The 23,383-nt window shown below is 61.4% G+C and carries 17 protein-coding genes and 3 pseudogenes; 16 read left to right on the top strand and 4 right to left on the bottom strand.

The window, feature by feature from the left end:
- Positions 1-222: 222 nt before the first annotated feature.
- The gene (locus X726_RS151670) at positions 223-2,709 is read right to left on the bottom strand and encodes a sulfatase-like hydrolase/transferase (RefSeq protein ID WP_023670635.1); all 2,487 of its coding nucleotides are present in this window, start codon (positions 2,707-2,709) and stop codon (positions 223-225) included.
- A gap of 275 nt (positions 2,710-2,984) precedes the next feature.
- The gene (locus X726_RS151675; RefSeq protein WP_023746383.1) at positions 2,985-3,503 is read right to left on the bottom strand and encodes a hypothetical protein; all 519 of its coding nucleotides are present in this window, start codon (positions 3,501-3,503) and stop codon (positions 2,985-2,987) included.
- 336 nt (positions 3,504-3,839) lie between these two features.
- On the opposite strand from X726_RS151675, the gene X726_RS151680 reads away from it, so the two are divergent.
- Together X726_RS151680 and X726_RS151685 are read left to right on the top strand one after the other, a co-directional pair.
- Positions 3,840-6,404, top strand: a complete 2,565-nt coding sequence (locus X726_RS151680) for a DUF6212 domain-containing protein (protein WP_198029278.1) — start codon at positions 3,840-3,842, stop codon at positions 6,402-6,404.
- Between the two features lie 153 nt (positions 6,405-6,557).
- Positions 6,558-6,845, top strand: coding sequence for a hypothetical protein (locus X726_RS151685; protein WP_023707299.1), 288 nt, complete (start codon positions 6,558-6,560; stop codon positions 6,843-6,845).
- A gap of 36 nt (positions 6,846-6,881) precedes the next feature.
- On the opposite strand, the gene X726_RS151690 is transcribed toward X726_RS151685, so the two are convergent.
- The gene (locus X726_RS151690; protein WP_084630786.1) at positions 6,882-7,895 is read right to left on the bottom strand and encodes a glycosyltransferase family 2 protein; all 1,014 of its coding nucleotides are present in this window, start codon (positions 7,893-7,895) and stop codon (positions 6,882-6,884) included.
- A 128-nt stretch (positions 7,896-8,023) separates the two neighbouring features.
- On the opposite strand from X726_RS151690, the gene X726_RS151695 reads away from it, so the two are divergent.
- The 4 genes from X726_RS151695 (at position 8,024) to X726_RS151710 (ending at position 12,517) form a co-directional block, all read left to right on the top strand.
- Positions 8,024-11,326, top strand: coding sequence for a DUF6212 domain-containing protein (locus X726_RS151695; protein WP_155921712.1), 3,303 nt, complete (start codon positions 8,024-8,026; stop codon positions 11,324-11,326).
- Positions 11,327-11,410: 84 nt separating this feature from the next.
- A complete protein-coding gene (locus X726_RS151700) occupies positions 11,411-11,905 on the top strand; it encodes a hypothetical protein (RefSeq protein WP_023707298.1) in 495 nt (164 codons plus the stop codon).
- Positions 11,902-12,186 carry an OmpA family protein gene (locus X726_RS151705; RefSeq protein WP_023670627.1) on the top strand — a complete coding sequence of 95 codons (285 nt, stop codon included), beginning with the start codon at positions 11,902-11,904 and terminating at the stop codon, positions 12,184-12,186. Before X726_RS151700 ends, X726_RS151705 begins: the two co-directional genes overlap by 4 nt.
- A gap of 40 nt (positions 12,187-12,226) precedes the next feature.
- Positions 12,227-12,517, top strand: coding sequence for a hypothetical protein (locus X726_RS151710; RefSeq protein WP_023670626.1), 291 nt, complete (start codon positions 12,227-12,229; stop codon positions 12,515-12,517).
- A 350-nt stretch (positions 12,518-12,867) separates the two neighbouring features.
- On the opposite strand, the pseudogene X726_RS1000000169095 reads toward X726_RS151710, so the two are convergent.
- Positions 12,868-13,138, bottom strand: a pseudogene (locus X726_RS1000000169095) (M20/M25/M40 family metallo-hydrolase); the annotation flags it as partial.
- Between X726_RS1000000169095 and X726_RS0135405 the strand changes: the two are divergent.
- The 10 genes and pseudogenes from X726_RS0135405 to X726_RS151750 all read left to right on the top strand — a co-directional run.
- Positions 13,138-13,485 (top strand): annotated as a pseudogene (locus X726_RS0135405) (BtpA/SgcQ family protein); the annotation flags it as partial. The pseudogenes X726_RS1000000169095 and X726_RS0135405 sit on opposite strands and share 1 nt — an antisense overlap.
- A pseudogene (locus tag X726_RS01000000167050) lies at positions 13,485-14,579 on the top strand (hydantoinase/carbamoylase family amidase); the annotation flags it as partial. The pseudogenes X726_RS0135405 and X726_RS01000000167050, both read left to right, overlap by 1 nt.
- Before the next feature lie 705 nt (positions 14,580-15,284).
- Entirely contained in the window at positions 15,285-15,854 is a 570-nt protein-coding gene (gene msuE / locus X726_RS151715; protein ID WP_023670623.1) for an FMN reductase, read from the top strand.
- Positions 15,855-15,878: 24 nt separating this feature from the next.
- Positions 15,879-16,979: a dimethylsulfone monooxygenase SfnG gene (sfnG, locus tag X726_RS151720; RefSeq protein WP_023670622.1), complete on the top strand. Its 1,101-nt coding sequence runs from the start codon at positions 15,879-15,881 to the stop codon at positions 16,977-16,979.
- A 51-nt stretch (positions 16,980-17,030) separates the two neighbouring features.
- Positions 17,031-17,933 (top strand): ABC transporter ATP-binding protein, encoded by a 903-nt coding sequence (locus tag X726_RS151725; protein WP_023670621.1) that lies wholly within the window; start codon positions 17,031-17,033, stop codon positions 17,931-17,933.
- Positions 17,933-18,829, top strand: coding sequence for a branched-chain amino acid ABC transporter permease (locus tag X726_RS151730; RefSeq protein WP_023670620.1), 897 nt, complete (start codon positions 17,933-17,935; stop codon positions 18,827-18,829). Before X726_RS151725 ends, X726_RS151730 begins: the two co-directional genes overlap by 1 nt.
- 3 nt (positions 18,830-18,832) lie before the next feature.
- Positions 18,833-19,882 (top strand): branched-chain amino acid ABC transporter permease, encoded by a 1,050-nt coding sequence (locus X726_RS151735; protein ID WP_023670619.1) that lies wholly within the window; start codon positions 18,833-18,835, stop codon positions 19,880-19,882.
- Between the two features lie 50 nt (positions 19,883-19,932).
- Entirely contained in the window at positions 19,933-21,264 is a 1,332-nt protein-coding gene (locus X726_RS151740; RefSeq protein WP_023670618.1) for an ABC transporter substrate-binding protein, read from the top strand.
- A 65-nt stretch (positions 21,265-21,329) separates the two neighbouring features.
- On the top strand, positions 21,330-22,121 hold the full coding sequence (locus tag X726_RS151745) for an ABC transporter ATP-binding protein (RefSeq protein ID WP_031215028.1): 792 nt from the start codon (positions 21,330-21,332) through the stop codon (positions 22,119-22,121).
- Positions 22,118-23,365 carry an SfnB family sulfur acquisition oxidoreductase gene (locus tag X726_RS151750; protein ID WP_023670616.1) on the top strand — a complete coding sequence of 416 codons (1,248 nt, stop codon included), beginning with the start codon at positions 22,118-22,120 and terminating at the stop codon, positions 23,363-23,365. The genes X726_RS151745 and X726_RS151750 overlap by 4 nt, the downstream gene beginning before the upstream one ends.
- Positions 23,366-23,383 lie beyond the last annotated feature (18 nt).

Below are 23,383 nucleotides of genomic sequence, written 5' to 3'. Positions count from 1 at the left end.
GGTCGCATTCAATGTTCGCTTCCCAAGCGGGCGTCGACCAGCCGAGCATACCGCAAGAACGGGCCCGGTCCGTCCTGCGCTGACAAGTGGCTCCACGCTGCAACCGTCAGTGTTTCGCATGCTAGTGAGTACCCCTCGAAGATGTCAACCGGTAGGACGGTCAGTGTCTGCCGCGGCGCGCACGGGCTGCAAATCGAGGACGACGGTCTGCCACGCGGCACGCTATAGACATCCCTCGACGAACGGGCCGCTAACCCATAGCGAGCCGTTGCTGTACATGGCGGTCCCGTTGTCGTCGGTGTAGCCGTGCGATTGCTCGTCGACACGCAGTCTGGTGTTTGGCACCAACTGACCGTTCACCTTGACGCTCTTGATGAACAGATTGCGATCACCTGCCTTGCCGTCTCCGCCCCACAGGTCGTTGGTGTAGCGAAGCTCGATCGTCTTCGGGTTAGGCACGCTGCTGAGATCGATGTGGAACGGCTTGGCCAGGGTTGACGCCTGCATCAGCTCCGCCATGGCGGCTTCCGGCGTCGATGCGACGCTTTCCTTGCCCGGGACGTCGATCTCGGCTGTGGTCTTTCCGTCGACCACGACATCGAACCGAGGCGCGCCCCGGAGATTAATGCCGGCAGCGTCGACCTCCAGACTGGTGATGGCGCAACGTCCTGTCTCTTTCGCCGCGGCGGCCACCAGGTCGGCCACGCGCTCTCTCTGCGATTGCACCCATCCGGCGATGGGCTGCAGCAGCGCGTTTCGATCCCCGGTATCAGTGAAGAGGTTGGTTCGCTCATCGGAATCGGCCTTGAGGTCGTATTCCTCCACCTTGCCGGTGGTCGCGTTGAAGATGACCTTTCGATCGTTTTCGCGATAGCCGAACAGGAAACCGGCCCAGGGATTGAAGAAGAAGGTCTTGTTTGGCCGTTGCTCGCTGAACAAAGTGCGCCCCTGCCACTGCTTGGGCAGCGCAAGTCCGAGTATGTCGAAGATCGTCGGGGCGATATCGACGATGCCGCCGACCGGGTGAGCAACTTCATCATGAAAGAGATGCTTGTTGATCATGATGAGCGGGATGTGGATGTTTTCCTCGTAAATCGCGCTGGCATGAATGTAGTCGCCATGCTCCCCGAACGCTTCGCCGTGATCGCCCAATATGACCACCAGCGTCGAATCGAGCTTGCCAGACTGCTTGAGCGATTCAAGGATCTCGCCAAGGGCCGTATCGCCGACCTTCAGGGCGTTGAGATAGGCATTGAATTTCTGGTCGTCCGAGTAGTGGACCAGCGTGTTGCCATCGGAGGAAGGCGCCATCTTCGAAAACATCGGGCTGTCGGTGATGTAGGGATAATGGGTCATCGCCGTGAACATGATGCCGAAGAAAGGTTTTGCCTCGTCTTTGTTCATCCAGTCGATGATCGACTGCGCCGTGCAAAGGTCACTGTTGTAGTCCATGTTTTTCCACTGCTCGGAGCTGAGCTTGAAGGTCGGGGTGCCGCATTTCTGCCCCCGGTAGTCCTGGATCACATCCAGTCCCTTGTTGAGGAAAAACTCATCGACCCGTTGGAATCGGGAATCCGCGCTCCAGAAAAACCCTGTGCGGAAATTGTTCTTGGACAAGGTGTTGGAGATCGAGTCCAGCGGCAGATAGGGGTACCTTGCCGTCATGCCGTAATATGAAATGTCGTTGTACATCGAGGTGAGCAGAGAAAATATCGAGTAATGCGTGGACGGTGCGTGCGCATATATGTTGTCGAATCGTATCGAGTCCTTTGCATACCTCTTCATATTCGGCGTGACCGGATACTTGCCGCCAAACGTCTCGATGTATTTGGATGGCACCGACTCCATCATGAAAATCAGCACGTTCTTGATCGGGTTCGGCGTCGGCGCCTTGAAGGTCGACGTTTCCGGCGGTCGCTCGCCGACGCTGGCGACATCCGGGTCATTGGTGCTGGCATTCATCGTCAGCACGACCGGCGTTGGATTGAGCAGGGCCGATTTAACAAAATACAGGATCGGATTGTCGATCTCGGCCGCCGGCAGCGCTTCCGCACGTACGTGGTGTCCACTACCGGCGATGGCAGCGCCGACACACACAACGAGCACGCCCAGGAAGGCCCCGTAGCCAGCGGCGCTCAGCCGCTGGCACAAACTGGCCGCGGCATAGCCAAGAATGAGCACCAGGATGACGGACCCGGAAAGGGTAGCGAAGTCCTTGATGTTGAGCGCGTCGCCCATCGCGTTCCTGGCATCGGCATTCTGCAGGAAGTCGCCATAGACCAGCCACTGGAACGTGAACGGTTCGCCCAGCATTTTGACGAGATTGATGTTGGCAAATCCCCAGCCCAGAGAGACCACGATAGCAACATAGAAGAGCAAGACGACGATTGCTGAGCCGAGACGGCTCGCCTTTGCCAGGAACAGCAGGACCAAAGTCGTCACAGTCAGGGACGTAACGACAATCAGGTCATAGTAGCTCGATGCCAATCCCTTGGGGACGGCCGCCACAAGGCCTGAAACCGTGGTTTGCGGATCAATGATTGCGCCGCGGTAGACACCCAAAAGCAGCCACGACAACAGGCCCGTGCAGATGACCCGCAGGCTCCTGCGCCGGAAGCGCACATTCTTCGCCGAAGCGGTCCCCGCCTTCGACTGCGTAAGGCCGCTCTCAGGTCGGCTCGCCGACCCCCTACTGCCGCCGATGCTCATACAAACTACCCGCCGCCAGTTTGCGCTTCGGCCCCAAATAATGGCCGACAGCCTTCAAACCCCCACCCGCAGAATCGGCTTGCGCTAAAAAAGAGTCAATGAAATGGAGCTTGCGTTAACCACGCCTCTTGAGAACTGGTTAATCCACGCGATAATCGGCGAGGCGTTGTTCCCAGGTGAGCTGTTCCATCAACTGGGCACCCGCCATATGAATTGACGAACGGCGGGTGCCGTCGACCACCCGCCGTCATGACGTTTCAGTACTGCGCAGGCAATCAGCCGCCGCGCAGACGCGTTGGGCTCAGGCTCGCGACGGTCATGCCCTGCTGTTGGGAAGGACACGTCGGCAGAAAGCGGCTCGCATCCGCGTATGTCATGGTCGCGATGGAGCTCTTTAGCCCCCCACGCTTGGCGATCCAGCCGCGAACCCAGCCAGGGTAGTTTTTCATCATGAAATTCGCGGCCACCTGATTGCCGCGCGCAGAAACGCCATACGGCAGGTGAAAGCCGAACGACGCGCTCTGCGTAATGCACACCTTGCTCTTGGGCATCGACAGATAAAGCGTGCAGGCCGAGTCGCACGAACCGTTGAACCGCACAAAAGTGCCACTGCGACGCATTTTTAGCGCACGAATGGCATAGTCGATCACATAGCCGCCGCGATCGCCACTGATGGTCTTGACGTTGGCCGTACCAAGGCTGATGCGCGGACGCAGCAATTCTCCTGCGGAGCTTGCCGAGACCAGTGCGCCGATCAAACCGAGCGCACCGAGAAACTTCATTGTCGTTTTCATTTGCGCCTCCTGCTATTCCGTCAATGACTAGCTGGGAGGCGTAAAAATTGAATATTCTGTGTCGCTAAATTTGAATCAGTCGATCGATTATGCAGTCGTTTTAGAACTTGATTGACGATTTGGTTTACCAATGACGCACAAGCATGATCACTGAAAAGTAAACCTGTCGCAGGCATCATTGCAGATGACTGTGCTGCGTAGCGCAATCGGCGGATTTGGATCAGAGGAAGTCGGATGGCCGTTGGTGGCAAGGAGCAGAGGAGGTCAAAGGAAGGCAAGCCTCGCCGGGTCTGCGTCGTGACGAATGCAATCGACCATGGCGGCGAAGATGGCGCCATGGTCGAGTTGGCCAGGCTTTTTGCCGAAGAGGGGGACGACGTCACCCTGCTATGGGTTCCAGGCAGGGATGCTCCAACGGAGGAGGCCGCGCGCCACCGCGAGCTGGAGGCGGCATCGGTGCGGCTGGTGATTCTCGACAAGTCCGATCAGCTGCTTCCTTCGCTGACGACACCCGAGAGCCGGTCCGCCGCTGTGCTGCATTATCTCGAACGGTCCGGCCACGATTTGGTCTACGCGCCCCTTGAGGGCGGGCTGCTTTACTACACGCTGCTGGCTGTCGAGACTGCGGCTTTTGCCGCGCCGCCGATCGTGGTCGTCGCTCACGCTCCGGAAGAATGGGAACATGAAGCCGACAAGGCGTTCTTCGACAGCACCGAGGTGATTGCCGTCGCCTTTATGGAGAAATACTGCGCCGAGATGGCGAACCGGACGATCTGTGTGTCCGCAGCCTTGCGACACTGGATGTTGTCGAAGGGTTGGAAGGTGAAGAAGGCGATCGTGACGCCGATGTTGCCGTTGCAGGATCGTCTCGCTCCAGCCGGTGCGCGATCGTCGACGGGCGGAGAACTTGCCGTCTTGGCCGGATGGCGCTTCCGCGATGGCCTGACGCTGCTTTGCGACGCGCTCGACATCATCGCGCCAATGGCGCCAAAAGGGCTGACGGTCACCGCATTCGGTCCATTTGGAAAGATCATGGGCGAGCACAGCGGTGGACTGCTGCTGAGACGCGCCGAGCGGTGGCCGTTCAAGGTCAACCTGTTGGCGCACGCAAGCCCCGCCGCAAAGCTCGACTACGTCGCGCGGGCCGGCGCGATTGCCGTCATCCCCGCCCGCGCCGCATCGACGGGCGGCACCGTTGCCGCATGCATCGAGGCGGGATTGCCTTTCGTTGCGACCAATGTGGACGCGAACGCCGAGCGCTGGTGTGCGCAGGCGAGGCAGCCGCGGCTGGTCGATCCTGATGCCGCCACGTTGGCGCAGGCCATTTCGGCGGCGCTCGATGACCCGCCTCGCCCACTGCCTGTCGACAGCCTGAGCCAATGTCGGCAGTCCTGGCTGGATACGCGCAACTTGCCGACGCCAACTAGGCGCTGGCGCGTCGACAAAAGTGCCGGGTCGTCACCCCTGGTCTCTATTGTCATGGCCCATCGCAACCGGCCGCTCTATCTGAAACAGGCAATCGCTGCGATCGAAGCGCAAACCTATGATCACCTGGAACTGGTTCTGGTCGACGACGGAAGCGACCTGGATGAAGTCAGGCGATTGCTGGATACGCTGGAACCTACCTTCCGTCAGCGCGGGTGGAAGATTCTGCGCCGACCGCACAAGCACCTCGGTGCGGCGCGAAATGCCGGCATCCGCGCTTCGCATGGCGAGCTGATCCTGTTCGTCGACGACGACAACGCGCTGTTTGCGGAGGCCGTCGATCATTTCGTGCGTGCGATGGCTACATCGGATGCCGACATCTGCACTGCGTTCCAACTGATCTTCTACGAGGATTTCGTGCCCGAACATCGCGCCGACGGGCTGATCCAGTACCTGCCTCTGGGTGGTCCCGACGCGCTCGGCCTGATCCATAACGTCTACGGTGACGCGAATGCGATTATGCGCCGGTCTGTCTTCTCGCGGATCGGGTTCTTGATCGAAAAGCCGGGCTACGCCATGCACGACTGGGAATTCTTTGCCCGAGCCTCTCTCGCCGGTCTCAAGATCAGGACGATTCCAAAGCCGCTATACTGGTATCGCTCGAAACCGGATGGCATGTTTCGGACGTCGAACTGGTACGACAACCGGCTTCCCATCCTGGAGGCGTTCAGGTCGAGCCTGCCCGATGGCGCCCGCCTGCTGCATCATTTGGCCATTGCCCAGAACGCGCACCGGTCTGAAATTGAAAGTGCCCGTGAAAACCTGAAATATACCCCCGGCAATCGGAAATATCTGGAGCTTTGCGGCATCGAGCCGAACAGCGATGCGGCCATAGAGAAGCTTGCCAGCATTGCTGGGTCGATCGGCCGCCCCGATACGGCTGCCACTTTGCTTGGGCGCCCCGCCACAGACCACAATGCCGCCGACCGTCCTGATGTCGGCGGCGGTTCTATCATTCTCGACTACGACATGCTGCGGAGTGCGCGGTTGCTTACACCCCGCGTCTCGGCTCTCCCGCTGCTGCTTGTCGCACCGGACGACGGCGGGGTGTTCTTGCGTCCGCATGCGGACGGCCCGGTCGCTGCATCGCTTGATCATCATTTTCCAGCCTTCTTCCGGAAGGTTGAAGCATCCGTCGAAATCGCTCATGCCGATGCGCCGGCGATGGATTTTGCTCTCGCCCTTGCTCGACCCGACCAGCCCATAGATTGGCAACAGGACATCGGCAAGCAAACGATCGCCTTCTCAGGCTGGATGAGCATCGAAGACAGATTTGTGCGTCATCACTTGGTGGCAACGCTTCGCACACGAAGGAAGATGCTGCTTTCAATCGTTCTCGCCGTTCGTTTCACCGCAACGTCCAACGGTTTTCCCACGAATGCGTTCTTCCGCACGCTGACACTGTTCAGCGACTAAACGTCGATCCAACCAGGCAAGGGAGATCCGAGCGCAAGCCAGGCCCGTTCATCGGTCGTGCGCGTTAACCACGTTGGTGGAACCTTCCAAGAATGGTTGACAAAACGTTAACAGACGCTAATGTTTCAGTGGGTTGAGTAGGTGGGGTGCGTTATGCGTAGGATTCATTCTCTACTGTTGGGTGGACTTAGTCTGCTGGGGTTGAGCGTCGCTTTTTCTGACGCGGCGCAGGCGAAGACCGAAGTTGGCGTCAAGGAAGCCGAGCTTGCCTGCGAGCAGGCCCTTAAAACCGGCACCATCGAGGCACTTGAGGATTATCTGCACCGGTACCCGAACGCTCCGACAGCCTGCAAGGCGCTTGCTCTCAACAGTTTGGGCCAGTTTGCGGGCGGTGAAGAGGGCAAAGGCCACGGTGAAGGTGGCGGCCGCTACGGCGGATAAGCATCAGCCGGATTTTCCCTCAGTAGTTCGAGCACATCAGGTGGCGTAGTCGCTGCGCTGGTGTTGCATGGTCAGGGTCGAAACGAAACCGGCGAAGGGCTCCGAGGTCGTCATCCAGCCGAGTTCGACGAGTTGCGCGCCGTCACCCCGATAGCAGACGGAGCTTTGGTTCCGAAGCGCGAGTTTCGGATTGCGCTCCAAGGCCTCCATGTAGGCAGCGCGCTCCTCAAGCGTCTTTTCCTTGAGCTGCGCATTTTCACTCAGAGACGACGCTGATTTCTGGCGGAATCCCCAGACGAATTTGAAGTGCAGCAATGCGACGCGCAGTTCGCTGAATCGGACCTTGCTGATCGTGTGCTGTGCGACGTGATAACGCGTGCCGCGCCCCCATTTCACGATCGGCACCTTTGTCAGGCACGGGGGAAAAGTTTGCTTGAACCGGCCGTGCCAGAAGACCCGTTCCCTCACGCCACCGAACATCTGCTCGGGTGGGTACATACCGTCGCGCGGGCGCAGCCATCCCGGCTCCGGGTCGAAGTAGGGTGAAGCTTCAACAAGCGGGATCTTGCCATCATAGCTGTATTCGGCCAACGGGCCATCGGCGTACATGTCGATCATGGAGCCTATGACAGCGTCGACGCCGGTCGAATCGAGGTAGCTGCAAAGCTGCTGGAGATTTGCCCGCTCAAAATCGGGATAGACGAGAAGTTCGTCGGCGTCGATCGAAAGGCACCAATGGCCGGTGCCGAACACATTCATGAGCGTGTTGATCCATCGCGGCGGATCGATGTTTTCAGCGAAATGCGATCCTTCCGTGTGGAAGCAGTGGCTGTCCGGCTGCTCCAGGATCAATTCGCGGGTCCCATCCGTGGAGCCATTGTCCAGGAAGAAGAACCGATCGACGCCCAGGCCGCGGTAGTGGTCGAGAAGTTGCCGCAGCAATTGGGATTCGTTGCGCAGTCCGACAAAGCACAAGATCTCGCCATCGGTCACGTCAATGGGCCGGTCGTCCAGTCGCGCGAGATGTTTTGGGGATCGAAGTTCAACCATCCGAGGTCATCAACCAGTTTACGCGAAAGGCAGGTACGCTGCTGAGAGTCCCGCGAAACGATTATCAAAGTGTTATCCAACTGTTGGCAAGACTGTTTCGAACGAAGCGGGCTGACAAGGGGGGGTCATTGAGCATTGGTTCCAAGGCAGGCGCCATGCCCACGGGCAAGCGACAGGCAAGCCATAAGCCTCGCAATGTGTGTGTCGTTTCGGAGGTTGAGTTCGGCTCGACGGCGACTGGCGATCACGGGTCGGTAACCTACGCGCTGGCGCAGCATCTGGCCGGAACCGGCGATACCGTGACGCTGCTTTGGGCGCCGAGCCCGCTCGGCAGCCAGCCCGATGATCAGGAAATAGTCAGGCTGGGCAAATGGTGCTTCGACAATTTCCTGGTGCGGCTCGAATTGTTGCCGCCCTCGCCCGAGTTGCTGCGCGGCACGGAGTCCTGCGACAAGAACTCATTGGCCGCCTACCACTACCTCAAGCAGAATGCATTCGACGTCGTCTATTTTGCGCTTGAAGGCGGACTGGCGCATTTCTCCACCCTTGCGAAGCGCACAGGTGTCTTTCCCGATCCTCCTACGATCATCGTGCTCGCACATGAGCCCCTTGTGTGGAAGCTGGAAGCCAATTCACGGGCGGTCGAACGCAAGGAGCAGATGACCGTCGCGCACATGGAAAAGAGGTCGGCCGAGACGTGCGACCATCTTGTCATCGCTGGCCAGTCGCTGCTCGACTGGATGGCCAAGGCGGGATGGAAGTTGCCCACCAGCCATCACATTGCTGCGCCCCTCGAGCCGGAGGAGTGGCGTTCCAACTTCGCTGTCGATCACTACAGGCCGCGGGATCGGCCAACCGCCGAAGTGATTCATTTTTCAGGCACAGAGGCGCGCGATGGGCTGACGCTGTTCTGCGATGCGCTCGATCGTCTGGCCGACAGCGGCGTCACCGATCTGACAGTGACGGTAGTCGGCGCGTTTGGTCATGTCCTGGGCGAGCATTCGGGTGGCATGATCGTTCGGCGTGCGCGGCAATGGCCGTTCAAATTGAAGCTCCTGCCCATTCGAGATGAGCCTGACATCTATAGATACCTGCGGCAGAGTCATGCTCTGGTGGCGATGACGCACTCAGCGGCTCAGCTGCCGCTGGAAGTGATGACGTGCCTTAACGAAGAGATCCCGTTCATTGCGACAGATGTCGGCAGCATTCGTGACGTGCTCCATCCGAAGTCGGCCGATGCCGTCCTGATGGATGCGTCGGCCTCCGCCATCGCGGCCAAAATAGCGTCTGTGCTGGAAAGCCGATCGTTTCGTCCGGCAAAGCCCCTGCAAAAGCGGGAAGCGCTCGAGAAAGCCTGGAGCGGGCTGCACGCGAAATTCTCCCGCGAACCCGGCAAGGTCTCCAGTCGCAGGCGGAGCCAACGGCCGCTCGTTTCGATCATCACTGCGCACTACAACCGGGTGCACCTGTTGCCGCAGGCGATTGCCTCGGTTCGACGCCAGGACTATCCCAACATCGAATTGATTGTCGTCGATGACGGCAGCACCGATCCCGATGCAATCAACCTGTTGGCGGAACTCGAACCGGAGTTCGAGCAGCGAGGATGGCGGATCATCCAGCAGAAGAACGGCTTCCTCGGCAAGGCGCGCAACACCGGTATCCGCGCCGCCAGGGGTTCGCTGATCCTGTTCCTGGACGACGACAACGTGCTGTTCCCAAACGCCGTCAGTACGTTCGTCGCCGGCATGCAAAATTCCGGCGCCGATATCTGCACGACCTTCGCCAAGTGGCTCAACGAGCCCTTCGTGCCGCCGGACACCAGGAGCGGCTATGTGCTCTACTTCCCGGTCGGCGGGCCGACGGACATCGCCATGCTCAACAATCCGTATGGCGATGCCAATGCGATGTTCCGGCGTGAGGTGTTCGACAAGATAGGTTACCTCAACGAAGAGCGGGGGTTTTCCGCAAGCGACTGGGAGTTTTTCCTTCGCGCGGATCTGGCAGGCCTGGAGATCGTCCCCGTCCCGGAGCCGCTCTATTGGTACCGGTCGGCACCGACGGGCATGAACCGAAATGCCGAGTGGCTGAGGAATCGCAAGCCGATCATCGCTGTCTTTCGAAAGCATCGATTCGCGAAAACAGAAATGTTCGTGCAACTCGCCATCAGCTCGAACACCGATAATCATGAGAAGGAGCTCAACCTCTGGAATCTGGAGCTGCGGGTTAACGACGAGCGGTATCTCAGGTTGAGTACAGGTCCCGCCAATACCGCGGACGCTATGCAGTTGCTGGCCGAGATCGCGGCACGCGAAGGCAGGGCGGATACCGCAATTTCGCTTCTCGCCCGTGCAGGACGAAGCGACTTTGCTGTGGGTGTGGTTGAAATACTCAACGCGGCGACCGGAGAGACGGTGCCCGAGTTGAATTCCTCGCTGTACAGCGAGCAGTATCTTTCCGCCGAGCCCATGCGCCTAGCTCATGTCGGTTCGTATCCGGATGCCGATCCGGACCTGCTGAGCTATGTCGAACTGTCTCCAGACCAGTTGTTCCTCGAAGCCAGGGGCAGCAATGTCACCATGGCTTTGCTGAAGGGAGTCTGCCCGCCGGGCACCGTAGGCGCGACGTGTTGGGTTTACCTCGACGAGGAACTGACGGGCTCTGCGCAGTTTCAGCTCGCGATCGTAGACGCAGAAAACCAGACCTTCAGCAATTTCGCCCGGCTGCTTGAGGATGGCAGCGGGAGCGGTTGGGCTGATGTCAGCCGACGGCACGAAGCGCGTGAGATAGGGGCGATGGTCAGTTCGCCGGCTACCGGCCGACGCGATTTGTTGTTGGCAGTCAAATGCGGCGGCAGCCGCCCGGAGGCGCGCGTCCTCGGCGGCTTTTCAAGCGTCCATATCCGCCATGTCGTTTCGAACGATGCCAGGCGCCCGCGCCTCAACGCACCCCAACAGCGCCAACGCACCCGCCGAATGACCAATGATGACCTGAAGCGTGCGGCGCTTGTGACGGATTATCCCTCCGAGCTGCCGACGCTGCTCATCGCCGGCGACAATGGCGGTATATTCCTGCGGCCGAATACGCACGGTCCGGTTGTTGCCGCCCTCAATTCGGCCTTCCCGGCCTTTGCCAGAAGTGTCATCGCGACAGTGGAGATCGCCCACGATGAAGCATCCCCATTCGAGTTCGCCATGGCGCTCGGCAGGCAGGAAGAAAAACTCGTGTGGAAACACGATGCACCTGTCGGCGCGCTGTCATTCTCGGGATGGACGCGCGTCTCGAGACCGTTCGAACTGCATGACCTGAAAGTTTCGACCCGGGAGGTCGATCGCAAGTGGCTGACGATCTATCTGGCAATCCGGCTGCCATTCGGCTCGAAGCCGATGCCGTCCAATGCTTTCTGGCGCAAGCTGTTGCTGGTGTGGGACTGAGGGGCGCGGGTTGTCGGGACGCGTCGCGCCTTGTCGACTTTTAAGTGCGGTAGTAGATTAAGTCCGCGTGGAGGCGCCAAGACAATGAAGAAATCACTCGGCCTTGTTCTGGCATTTATTGTCATTACCGGATGCGCAATGTCTTTCGGCGCGGCCGCCCAGGAACGCGACGTGGGGTCTAAATGCACGCAGTGGAATGCACATCGCGTCCTCTTCAAAAAAGGTGAAGGCAAGATATCCGAGGAATCCGCGAAGGCCCTGGCGGCTTTCGTCAAGGATGCTGGGCATGATTGCGGCTACCGGCTCTACGCAACGGCGAGCAAGGAAGGCAACTACAACAAAGCCTACGACATCGCTGGTCTCAGGCTCGATGCAACCGGCGATTTTCTCAAGGCGCAAGGCGTCAAGCCCGAAATGGTGCTGGTGCTTTCGCATTGGGTTGACGACGGCGCCGCCGACACCAATACGGCGCGGAGCGCGATACTGTACACGCTGCCAAAGCAAGGCATATCTTGCCGGCAATATGAGAAGCGCAGCCCTGTGCAGGTCGACCTGTTTTCTATAGCCAGTCCTATGTGATTTCACCGCGGGTCAAGGCCGACCTCGAGAAGTTCGCCGCCAGCATCCGAGACTCACGTTGCAATGTCGAACTGACGGCTCTCGCGGCCATGGAACTCACCGGCGCCGACGCTGCAAAGACAAACAAGGAACTGGCCAAGCAGCGCCTGAAGGCGGTCGAGGATATCTTGACCGCAGCCGGGATCGACAGCGATCGTCTGGTAGACACGAAAGTCGAGTACGTTGGCGACCAGAAGCCGAACGGCGTTCGCAGTCGTCTGGCGACCGCGTCCCTGATGTAACAGCTTGCCAGATTGGCTGACCCGCGACGGACCCGCAACGATGTGGGGCTACGGCGCACCACACCTGACGCTGGACGGCTGGAAGGCACACCTCGACCAGTTACTCGCGATCGGCACGGGCAAGGTCCATGGCGGGCGTGGGGATTCCCTGCCGGTGGCCGAGGCGGCCCAGCAGATCGCTATGTCGACAAGCCGACGAGATCGTCACCGCCTTATCAACCACGGCGTCAATGACGGCCCAGGGATCTGGTGGGCTTTTCTGCTGGGGCAGGTGTTGAATGTGGGCCGATCATACGTCCGCGATCAATCCGCCGCAGCTCGGCGGCCTTGACCACCCGTTGCAGCCCGCCGACGTCACGAAATGACGGACGGGCACCAGGAAGTCCCACGGGTTGCCTCTTCACGCCAGCACGCCTGTGCCACCGTCGCTGCCTAAGTTGGCGGCGACGGTGGCCGCTTGAAGCAGAACCCGCGCGCCGGTAACCGCGTGGGCAGGCTCCACATATTCCGCCTCGTTGTGGCTCAGCCCGTCACGGCACGGCACAAAGATCATCACGGCAGGCGCNGCCGCAGCTCGGCGGCCTTGACCACCCGTTGCAGCCCGCCGACGTCACGAAATGACGGACGGGCACCTCCACAGGTTGCCTCTTCACGCCAGCACGCCTGTGCCACCGTCGCTGCCTAAGAGGCGGCGACGGTGGCCGCTTGAAGCAGAACCCGCGCGCCGGTAACCGCGTAGGCAGGCTCCACATATTCCGCCTCGTTGTGGCTCAGCCCGTCACGGCACGGCACAAAGATCATCACGGCAGGCNGCAGGCGCCACCCGGGCGAGGAACAGCGCGTCATGGAATGCACCCGAGATCATCTGTTTGTGCGGCAGCTGTAGGGTATTGGCGGCCTCCTCGACGGTTTTGACCATATCGGGAGAGAATGCCGCCCCCGGCATGTCGAACTTCAGCCTATATGTCCGTCGTCTCCGACCGCATCCGCCGCGAACTCGGCCGGCCGATCGGCATCAATGTGCTTGCCAATGCCTCCATTCCCGCGCTGTCGATCGCCAGTGCCTCCGGTGCTTCCTTCGTGCGCGTCAATCAATGGGCCAACGCCTATGTCGCCAATGAGGGCCTTATCGAAGGCGAAGCGGCGCGCGCCATGCGTTTCCGCGCTAGGCTTCGGGCCAATGGCATCCGCATCTTCGCCGACGCGCATGTCAAGCATGGCGCCCACGCGATCGTCGGCGACCGGCCGATCGAGGAGCAGGTCAAGGACCTCGTGTTCTTCGATGCCGACGCGGTGATCGNGCCCGGCGCCTGTTGGCGGAATTGGCGCTCGCGCGCGGCTTCGCGGTTTTCCAGGACGCCATGGCAAACCTTTTCGTCCGCCGCGAGGGCACGGATGCCGCCCTGCCGCCGCTGCTGATCGGCAGCCACCTCGACAGCCAGCCGACCGGCGGGCGCTTCGATGGAGCGCTCGGCACGCTTTCCGCCTTCGAGGCGCTCGAAGCGCTGGAGGACGCGAGGGCCGAGACTCGGATGCCGATCGAGGTCGTCGCCTGGGCCAATGAAGAGGGCAGCCGGTTTACGCCGGGTGTCATGGGCTCCATGGCCTTCACCGGAGCCGACATTTCCGCATGGCGGTCCATAGTCGGCAGCGACGGTGCGTCCCTCGCAGAGGAGCTCGGGGCAACGATCTCCGCCTTGCCAGAGGCAACCCTTCGCCCCCTCGGCATGCCGATATCCGGCTAAATCGAGCTCCATATCGAACAGGGACCATCGCTGGAAAAGGAGCGGCTGCCGATCGGTATCGTCACAGCCGTGCAAGGTACGCGCTGGCTGGAGGTCTGCATTGAGGGCGCCGCCGGTCACGCCGGCACAACCGGCCTCCCCTACCGTAGGGATCCGATGGTCGCGGCCGTTGCCGCGATTCACAGGCTCCAGACGACGATCATGCCGTTCGACAGCAGGGCAAGGCTGACGGTGGGCCGGGTGACCGCCCAGCCGGGATCGATCAACGCCATACCGCAGTCTGTGGTCTTCGCCGTCGATATCAGGCATCCGCGGGTAGAGCGGCTCGATGCGATCGAAGCAGAACTGCGCCATGTGTGCGCGGCGGAGGCAGAAGCTCAGCATTGCACGGTAACGATCAGTCGGTCGTTCGACATGCCGGGGGCGGCATTCTCTCCCGATATGGTCAAAACCGTCGAGGAGGCCGCCAATAGCCTAAAGCTGCCGCACAAACAGATGATCTCGGGTGCATTCCATGACGCGCTGTTCCTCGCCCGGGTGGCGCCTGCCGTGATGATCTTTGTGCCGTGCCGTGACGGGCTGAGCCACAACGAGGCGGAATATGTGGAGCCTGCCTNCCTGTGGAGGTGCCCGTCCGTCATTTCGTGACGTCGGCGGGCTGCAACGGGTGGTCAAGGCCGCCGAGCTGCGGCGGATTGATCGCGGACTTACGATCGGCCCACATTCAACACCTGATCCAGCAGAAAAGCCCACCAGATCCCTGGGCCGTCATTGACGCCGTGGGTGATAGGCGGTGACGATCTCGTCGACTTACCGAGATGGACGATCTGCTGGGCTATCGCCTCGGCCACTGGCAGGAAATCCCCACGCCCGCCATAGAGCTTGCCGTGTCGATCGCGAGCAACTGGCGCCGTCCAGCCGTCCAGCGCTGCTGGACGTTGTCGCACTCGAGGCGTCCACAAGGATGCGTGTGTCCCAACTGTCGCTGCGGTTAATCCTAAAGCCAATGTCGCGCACCATGGAAAGAGACAATCCCGATTGGGCACCCAGAAACTGGTGATGTCGCCGGCAAGGGAAGCCGCTTCGTAGTATTGCGCAACGGCGACGCCAGGCATCATGGCAACGAACCTTATTGCCCAAAGGCATCGGCGCTTTCAAAAATGTCGATAGATGACTGCGAGCCGTTTTGATCCTTCCCGGCCATGTTGCTACCGCACATTAGCAGAACCGGATTTTTCTCGCCAAAGGCGAAAAATCGAAACGTCGTTCCTTATCTCTATAGATTTTGTCGAATATCGTCTGCCCCGGTTTGGAAATGACCGATGCGCATGCAGGGTCTGGGAGATTGACGAGTTGGCAAGGCTATCGGTTCTCGGAATATCCGGCGGCGTAAGCACGCCATCGCGCACAACCGCGGTGGTGAACGCGCTGGTCAAGGACGTGGCGCTGCGCGTCCCGGCAGACACGGGCCTGATCGAAATCACCGAGGCGGCGCCTTCGCTTTTTGTCGGACTGTCCCGTGGCGCCCTCGGCGCGTCCGGCGAAGCGATTATCCAGCGTGTCGAGAAGGCCGATCTGCTCGTGGTCGGAACGCCTGTCTATCGGGCTTCCTACACCGGCGCCCTCAAGCACCTGTTCGACCTCGTCGACTATCGCGCGCTCGCCGGCAAGACCGTGCTTCTCGCGGCGACAGGCGGAAGTCCATACCATGGCCTGGTTCTCGAACATCAGTTGCGGCCATTATTCGGCTTTTTCGGCGCCGTCACCGTACCGACCGGCGTCTATGGGGCGCCCGACGATTTCATCGGCGCCGAAATCGTCGGCGAGGCGATACGCGAACGCATTTCACGGGCCGCATCCGAAGCGGTTTCACTGCTCAACTCCAACCATGCAAATGCCGCCGCCGCAGCGCGCGTCGGCTGAGCCAACCAAAAAGGGAACAACGACATGACGTCTCATTCCGACGGCCTGAAATTCGCCTACTGGGTTCCGAACGTCTCCGGCGGCCTGGTCATCTCCAACATCGAGCAGCGGACCGGTTGGGACATCGACTACAACCGCAAGCTCGCCCAGATCGCCGAGGCCAACGGCTTCGACTACGCACTGAGCCAGATCCGCTTCACCGCCGGCTACGGCGCCGACAACCAGCACGAATCCGTGTCGTTCAGCCACGCACTGCTGGCCGCCACCACAACGCTGAAAGTGATTGCCGCCGTCTTGCCCGGTCCATGGAACCCGGCGCTGGCGGCCAAGCAGATCGCCACCATCAACCACCTGACCAAGGGCCGCGTGGCCGTCAATGTCGTCAGCGGCTGGTTCCGTGGCGAGTTCGCCGCCATCGGCGAGCTGTGGCTCGACCATGACGAGCGCTACCGCCGCTCGGAGGAGTTCATCCGCGCGTTGCGCGGCATCTGGACCGAGGACAATTTTACGCTGAAGGGCGACTTCTATCGCTTCACCAACTACTCGATGAAGCCGAAGCCGATCGATCCGCAGCCCGAGATCTTCCAGGGCGGCTCGTCGCGCGCCGCGCGTGACATGGCTTCGCGGGTGTCCGACTGGTATTTCACCAACGGCAACACGCCCGAAGAGATCAGGAAGCAGGTCGACGATATCCAGGCCAAGGCGAAGGCGAATGGCCACAAGGTGAAGATCGGCGTCAACGCCTTTGCCATTGCTCGCGAAACCGAGGCGGAAGCACGCGCCGTGCTGGACGAGATCGTCGCCAAGGCCAATCCCGAAGCGGTGCAGGGCTTTGCCGACCAGGTCAAGAATGCCGGCAAGGCCTCGCCGGAAGGCGAGGGCAACTGGGCGAAGTCGTCCCTTGAGGATCTGGTGCAATACAATGACGGCTTCCGCAGCAATCTCATTGGCACGCCGGAACAGATCGCCGAACGCATCCTCAAGCTGAAGGATGCCGGCGCCGATCTGATCCTGCTCGGCTTCCTGCATTTCCAGGAAGAGGTCGAGTTCTTCGGCAAGCGCATCATCCCGCTGGTGCGCGAACTGGAAGCGGCGCGTGACAGGGAGCTTGTCGCCGCCGAATAGGCCAGGGCGTGGCCTGCGGGCCGCGCACTCCTTCAAAATCAGGAACGTGTCATGATTGGTGCTTCGCTGGGAGCCGCCGCATACGAGCGTGCGCCCGAAATCCCCGGCATTCTTGCTGGCGCTGGTCCACTCACGGACACGCGCCCGGCGCGCCTGTCGGCAAAGGTCGATGCGATCCTGACTCTGAGCGGGATTGGCATTTCGTTCGGCGGCGTCACGGCGCTGAGCGATGTCGACCTCGAGGTCAAGAGCGGCGAAATCCGCGCCGTGATCGGCCCCAACGGCGCAGGCAAATCCTCGCTGATCAACATCATCAGCGGCCTCTATCACGCCGACCACGGCAAGATCGCGATCGCCGGCCAGTCATTCTCCCGTGTGCCCGCGAACCGTCTGGCACGTCTGGGCGTCGCGCGCACCTTCCAGAACCTGGCGCTCTTTCCCGGGCTTTCCGTGCACGACAACATCGCGTCGGGCCGCGTCCACACCAGGCGCGCCAGTTTCGTCGAACATATTGCCGGCCTGCCACGCGCCAGGCGCGAAGACGCTGCGATTGCCGAAAAGGTCGACCAGACAATCGCCTTCCTGCATCTGGAAACGGTCGCCGATCAGCTGGTCGCGACGCTGCCCTACGGCTTGCAGAAGCGGGTCGAACTGGCGCGAGCGCTGGTTGCCGAGCCGAAGATCCTGCTGCTCGACGAACCGATGGCGGGCATGACGGCGACCGAGAAAGCCGAGATGGCCGGGTTCGTGCGCGCCGCGCGCGACCGGCATGGCGTCACCATCATCCTGATCGAGCACGACATCGGGGTCGTCATGGGCCTATCCGACCGCGTCGCCGTGCTCGATTACGGCCGCAAGATCGCCGACGGCACGCCGGCCGAAGTGCGCGCCGATCCGGACGTGATCCGGGCCTATCTCGGCACCGCCGAGGGCGAGGATGGCGAGGGCATCTGATGAGCTACTATGATTTTCTCTTCGTCGTCGAAGTGCTGGTCGGCGGCCTGTTGTCGGGAGTCATGTATTCGCTCGTCGCCATCGGCTTCGTGCTGATCTACAAGACGTCGGGTGTGCTGAACTTCGCGCAAGGGTCGATGGTGCTGTTTGCGGCACTCACCTTTGTCAGCCTGGTCGAACGCGGCATCCCGTTTGCGCTTGCGCTGCTGATCACCTTCGCAGTCATGGTCGCGCTGGGTTTCACCATCGAGCGTACCGTGCTCAGGCCGCTGGTCAACCGCTCGCCGATGACGCTGTTCATGGCCACGCTTGGCCTGTCCTACATCATCGAGGGTGCAGCCCAGCTGATCTGGGGAACGCAGGTGCACGGGCTCGATCTCGGCATCGACGACACGCCTTTCGAGGTCGGCGGCATCCTCATCTCGTCGTTCGATCTGCTCGCGGCCGGCATTGCCGCGGTGATGGTGGCCGGCTTGAGCGCATTCTTCTACTGGACGCGGATCGGGCTGGCTTTTCGCGCCGTCGCCGACGACCAGTTCGCGGCACTTGCCGTCGGGCTGCGGCTGCCGCGGATCTGGGGAACGGTGTGGACGGCTGCAGGCTTCGTGGCGCTGGTCGCGGGACTGCTGTGGGGCGCACGCCTCGGCGTCCAGTTCTCGCTATCGCTGATCGTGTTGAAGGCGCTGCCGGTGCTGGTGCTTGGCGGCTTCGATTCCATCCTTGGCGCCATCGTCGGCGGCCTCATCATCGGCGCCAGCGAAAAGCTCGCTGAGGTCTATCTCGGACCCTTCGTCGGCGGCGGCATCGAAGGCTGGTTCGCCTATGCGCTGGCGCTGGTTGTCCTACTGGTGCGCCCCTCCGGCCTGTTTGGCCAGAAAATCGTCGAAAGGGTCTGACCGATGGCCGTGCAAGCGCTCGATGCCGCAAGGGCTCCAATCGACTGGCTGAGGTTTGCCCGGAAATTAGCTTTGCCGGCCGTGGCGATCGTCGTCGTCTACGGCCTGGTCCCGGCCTTTGCGTCGAGCTATCTGGTCGAGGCGATCCTGCTGCCGTTCCTTGCGCTCAGCCTGGCGGCAGTCGGCCTCAACCTCTTGACCGGCTATTGCGGCCAGCTTTCGCTTGGCTCCTCCGCTTTCATGGCGGTAGGCGCCTTCGCCGCATACAATTTCAACCTGCGGGTGGAAGGACTGCCGCTGGCTGCGACCATGATCCTGGCGGGAATTTCGGCGGCCGGCATCGGCGTCATCTTCGGGTTGCCGAGCCTGCGCCTGCGCGGCTTCTATCTCGCCGTCTCGACGCTCGCCGCTCAGTTCTTCGTGCAGTGGGCGCTGACCAAGTTCGGCTGGTTCTCCAACGACAATCCGTCCGGGGTGATTTCCGCGCCGCACCTTGCCGTCGCCGGGTTTTCGCTCGACGGTGCCGCCGGACGCTATTTACTTTCCGTCACCACCGTCGCCTTGCTGACGGCACTGGTCTGGCGGCTGGTCAACAGCGCCACCGGCCGCAATTTCATCGCCGTGCGCGACAATGAAACCGCCGCGCGCATCATTGGCGTGCCGGTGCTGCGGACCAAGCTGCTGGCGTTCGCCATTTCGTCCTTCATCATCGGCGTCGCCGGCGTGCTGTGGGCCTTCACCTATCTGCGCACGGTCGAGCCGGCCGGCTTCAATCTCGACCGCTCGTTCCAGATCCTGTTCATCATCATCATCGGCGGGCTGGCTTCGATACGCGGTGCGTTTCTGGGCGCCGCATTCATCGTCGTCTTCCCGCTCGTTCTGTCTCGGCTCGGCGCCTTCGTGTTCGGCGGCCTGTTCGATTCTGGTGTGCTCGATATGAGCCAGCGCATCGTGCTTGGCGCCCTCATCATCATATTCCTCATCGCGGAACCGAACGGGCTGTCGGCCCTCGTCGACCGCCTGAAACGACGGATCGGCTCAAGGTCCAGCTGAGCGCCGCTCGACATTCTCTCACGGACCCAAAACCTCAGGAGACGCAACTCATGACCTTCTTCAGTCACCTCAAGAAAGCGGCGATCGCCACCGCTTTCGTGCTCGGCGCGACAGCCGTCCATGCCGACGAACAATATTTCCCGCTGCAGAGCTACCGCGTCGGCCCCTATGCCGCGGGCGGCACCGGCTTCTTCGGCGGCTTCATCGACTATCTCAACCTGATCAACATCCGCGACGGCGGCGTCAATGGCGTCAAGCTGACCTGGAGCGAGGGCGAAACCCAGTATGAGGTCGAGAAGGGCGTCGAGGTCTACGAACGGTTGAAGAGCAATCCCGGCATCGCCGCCTGGAACCCGCTCTCGGTCGGCATCGCCTACGCCATGATCGACCGCATCACCGACGACAAGGTGCCGCTTATCACCATCAATCACGGCCGCACCGACACCACCGACGGCCGGGTATTCCCTTACGTCTTCCCGCTGCTGCTCAACCCCTACAGCGAAACATCGGGCATCGTGAACTACATCGCCTCCAAGGAAGGCGGCCTCGACAAGCTCAAGGGCAAGAAGATCGTCGTGCTCTATCACGGCTCGCCCTACGGCAAGGAGACGATCCCGATATATGAGCTGCTGTCGCAGAAATACGGTTTCGAACTGTCGCAGATCGAGGTCCCGCACCCCGGCAACGAGCAGCAGGCACAGTGGCTGACGATCCGTCGCGATCGTCCCGACTATGTCGTGCTGCGCGGCTGGGGCGTGATGAACCCGGTTGCGCTGAAGACCGCGCAGAAGACCGGCTTCCCGGCCGATCACATCGTCGGCAATGTCTGGTCCAACTCTGAAGAGGACGTCATCCCCGCCGGCGACGCCGCCAAGGGCTACACCGCCATCACCACCCAGGCGTCTGGCGCCGACTACCCGGTCGTCAAGGAGATTGTCAAGACGGTCTACGAAGCCGGCAAGGGCAATCTCGAGGACAAGAGCCGCATCGGCTCGGTCTACCACAATCTCGGCATCGTCAACGGCATCCTCAATGTCGAAGCCATCCGCATCGCGCAGGCCAAATTCGGCAATCGCACGCTGACCGGCGATGAGGTCCGTTGGGGCTTCGAACACCTCAAGCTCGACCCGGCGCGCGTCGAGGCGCTCGGTGCCAAGGACCTGTTCCACTCGATCAACGTCTCCTGGGACAATCACGAAGGTGACGGCTACGTGACCTTCCAGCAGTGGGACGGCAAGAAGTGGAACGTCGTGTCCGACTGGATCGCGCCCGACTGGAAGCTGCTGCGCCCGATCATCGAGAAGTCGTCCGAGGCCTATGCCAAGGAAAAGGGCCTCAAGATCCGCACGGCCGAAGACGCCGATGCGGTGATCAGCAACTGAGTTTGAAGAGCTCACGGCCGGCCCGCGGGCCGGCCGTGCCATCCATCTTCGCAGCGGAGTTATCGATGTCCAGCCCGGAAAATCCGATCCTGTCGATCAGCCGCGTCGAGGCCGTCTACAACGGCGCCATCGCCGCCCTGCATGGCGTCGACCTCTCGGTCGGCAAGGGCGAGATCGTGGCGTTGCTCGGCTCCAACGGCGCCGGCAAGACGACGCTGTTGCGCGCCGCATCCAATCTTCTGCCGGCAGAGCGCGGCGCCGTTACCGCCGGCCGGATCATTTTCGATGGCGAGGATGTTTCAAGGGCAAGCCCCTCGCACCTCGTCCGCAAGGGCCTGGTCCAGGTTCTCGAGGGCCGGCACTGTTTCCGCTCGCTGACGGTCGAGGAGAACCTTCTGACCGGTGCGCTCGGGCGTTCATCCTCACGCCTTGGCGTGAAGGCCGACCTTGAGCGTGTCTACGCGCTGTTTCCGAGGCTTCTCGAGAAACGGCGCACGCGGTCCGGCCTCACCTCCGGCGGCGAGCAGCAGATGACGGCGATCGGTCGCGGGCTGATGTCGCGGCCGAAACTCTTCGTGCTCGACGAGCCTTCGATGGGACTGGCGCCGCTGATCGTCGACGAGATTTTCAGCGCCTTGAAGCGGCTCAATCGGGACGAGGGTCTTTCGATCCTTGTCGCCGAGCAGAATTCGGCGGTGGCGCTGAAATATGCCGACCGCGCCACCGTGCTCGAAAACGGAAAAAGCGTGCTGGAAGGGTCGGCTGCCGACCTGCGCCAGCGCGACGACATCAAGACCTATTATCTCGGCGGCGCGCCGCTCCCATCGCAACACTTTCCCCAGGAGACAGCAGCATGACCATCCAATCCAAGCAGCCGTCCGACGCGCGCGTCGCCGTGCCTCCGGTCGAGCGCCCGTCGGCCAAGGCGCATATCATCAAGACCGATGCCGAGGCGATCGCCATCGCCGAAAAACTTGCCATTGAATTCGCCAGGGAAGCGTCGAAGCGGGACCGCGAGCGCATCTGGCCGAAGGAAGAGCTCGATGCGTTTTCGCAGAGCGGCTTGTGGTCGATCAATGTGCCGAAGGCCTATGGGGGGCCGGAGGTGTCCTATGTGACGCTGTCGAAGGTGATCACCATCATCTCGACGGCTGATCCCTCGCTTGGCCAGATTCCGCAGAACCATCTCGGCGTGGTCGCCGCCATCCGCACGGTTTCGGACGAGGCGCAGAAAAAGCTGCTCTTCGCCGAGGCACTGTCCGGCACGCGCTTCGGCAACGCGTTTTCCGAGTTCGGCTCCAAGCGTGCCGCAGACTTCGAGACCAAGTTTGTCGATGCCGGTGACCATGTCGTGGTCAACGGCCAGAAATTCTATTCAAGCGGCGCCCTGCTCGCCCATCTGGTGCCGATTGTGGCGCTCGATGACGAGGGGCGCGCCTGGTATGCCATCGCCGATCGCGGGGCGTCCGGACTGACCGTCATCGACGACTGGTCGAGCTTCGGCCAGAAGACGACGCTCTCCGGCACGGTCCTGCTCGACAATGTGAAGGTGCCGAAGACGCATCTCGTCCCCGGCTACAAGGGTTACGACAAGCCGACAGTCGACGGACCCATCTTCCAGATCATCCAGGCGGCGGTCGATCTCGGCATCGCCAAGGCGGCAATCGACGAGACGGTCAGTTTCGTGCGCACCAAGTCGCGCGCGTGGATCGACAGCGGCGTCGAGCATGCCTGGCAGGATCCCTATACCATCCAGGCAATCGGCGACCTTCGCCTGCGCGCCAATGCGGCCGAGGCTATTCTCGAAAAGGCCGGCCTTGCGGTCGATCGCGCCGTGGCCGATCCGAACGAGAAGACCGTCGCGCAAGCGCAGATCGCGGTCGCCGAATCCAAGATCCTCACCACCGAGATCGCCATCAACGCCACCAACAAACTGTTCGAACTCGCCGGCACGCGATCCACGCTGGCCGAGCACAATCTCGACCGCCACTGGCGCAATGCCCGCACCCACACGCTGCACGATCCGGTGCGCTGGAAATACGCGATCCTGGGGAACTATTACCTGAACGAGGTGAACCCGCCGCTCCACGCCTGGAGCTGAGCGGGAACGCCGTAAAGT

It is taken from the genome of Mesorhizobium sp. LSJC285A00, from assembly GCF_000503155.1.
Lineage (GTDB): Bacteria > Pseudomonadota > Alphaproteobacteria > Rhizobiales > Rhizobiaceae > Mesorhizobium.
Note: the sequence above shows the minus strand (reverse complement) of the source record. Positions and strands in the feature narration are given on the sequence as shown.

Coding starts and splice junctions, on each gene's coding strand:
- X726_RS151670 (WP_023670635.1), bottom strand. CDS start 2,709: ATGAGCATCGGCGGCAGTAGGGGGTCGGCGAGCCGACCTGAGAGCGGC.
- X726_RS151675 (WP_023746383.1), bottom strand. CDS start 3,503: ATGAAAACGACAATGAAGTTTCTCGGTGCGCTCGGTTTGATCGGCGCA.
- X726_RS151680 (WP_198029278.1), top strand. CDS start 3,840: ATGGTCGAGTTGGCCAGGCTTTTTGCCGAAGAGGGGGACGACGTCACC.
- X726_RS151685 (WP_023707299.1), top strand. CDS start 6,558: ATGCGTAGGATTCATTCTCTACTGTTGGGTGGACTTAGTCTGCTGGGG.
- X726_RS151690 (WP_084630786.1), bottom strand. CDS start 7,895: ATGGTTGAACTTCGATCCCCAAAACATCTCGCGCGACTGGACGACCGG.
- X726_RS151700 (WP_023707298.1), top strand. CDS start 11,411: ATGAAGAAATCACTCGGCCTTGTTCTGGCATTTATTGTCATTACCGGA.
- X726_RS151710 (WP_023670626.1), top strand. CDS start 12,227: ATGTGGGGCTACGGCGCACCACACCTGACGCTGGACGGCTGGAAGGCA.
- sfnG (WP_023670622.1), top strand. CDS start 15,879: ATGACGTCTCATTCCGACGGCCTGAAATTCGCCTACTGGGTTCCGAAC.
- X726_RS151725 (WP_023670621.1), top strand. CDS start 17,031: ATGATTGGTGCTTCGCTGGGAGCCGCCGCATACGAGCGTGCGCCCGAA.
- X726_RS151730 (WP_023670620.1), top strand. CDS start 17,933: ATGAGCTACTATGATTTTCTCTTCGTCGTCGAAGTGCTGGTCGGCGGC.
- X726_RS151735 (WP_023670619.1), top strand. CDS start 18,833: ATGGCCGTGCAAGCGCTCGATGCCGCAAGGGCTCCAATCGACTGGCTG.
- X726_RS151740 (WP_023670618.1), top strand. CDS start 19,933: ATGACCTTCTTCAGTCACCTCAAGAAAGCGGCGATCGCCACCGCTTTC.
- X726_RS151745 (WP_031215028.1), top strand. CDS start 21,330: ATGTCCAGCCCGGAAAATCCGATCCTGTCGATCAGCCGCGTCGAGGCC.
- X726_RS151750 (WP_023670616.1), top strand. CDS start 22,118: ATGACCATCCAATCCAAGCAGCCGTCCGACGCGCGCGTCGCCGTGCCT.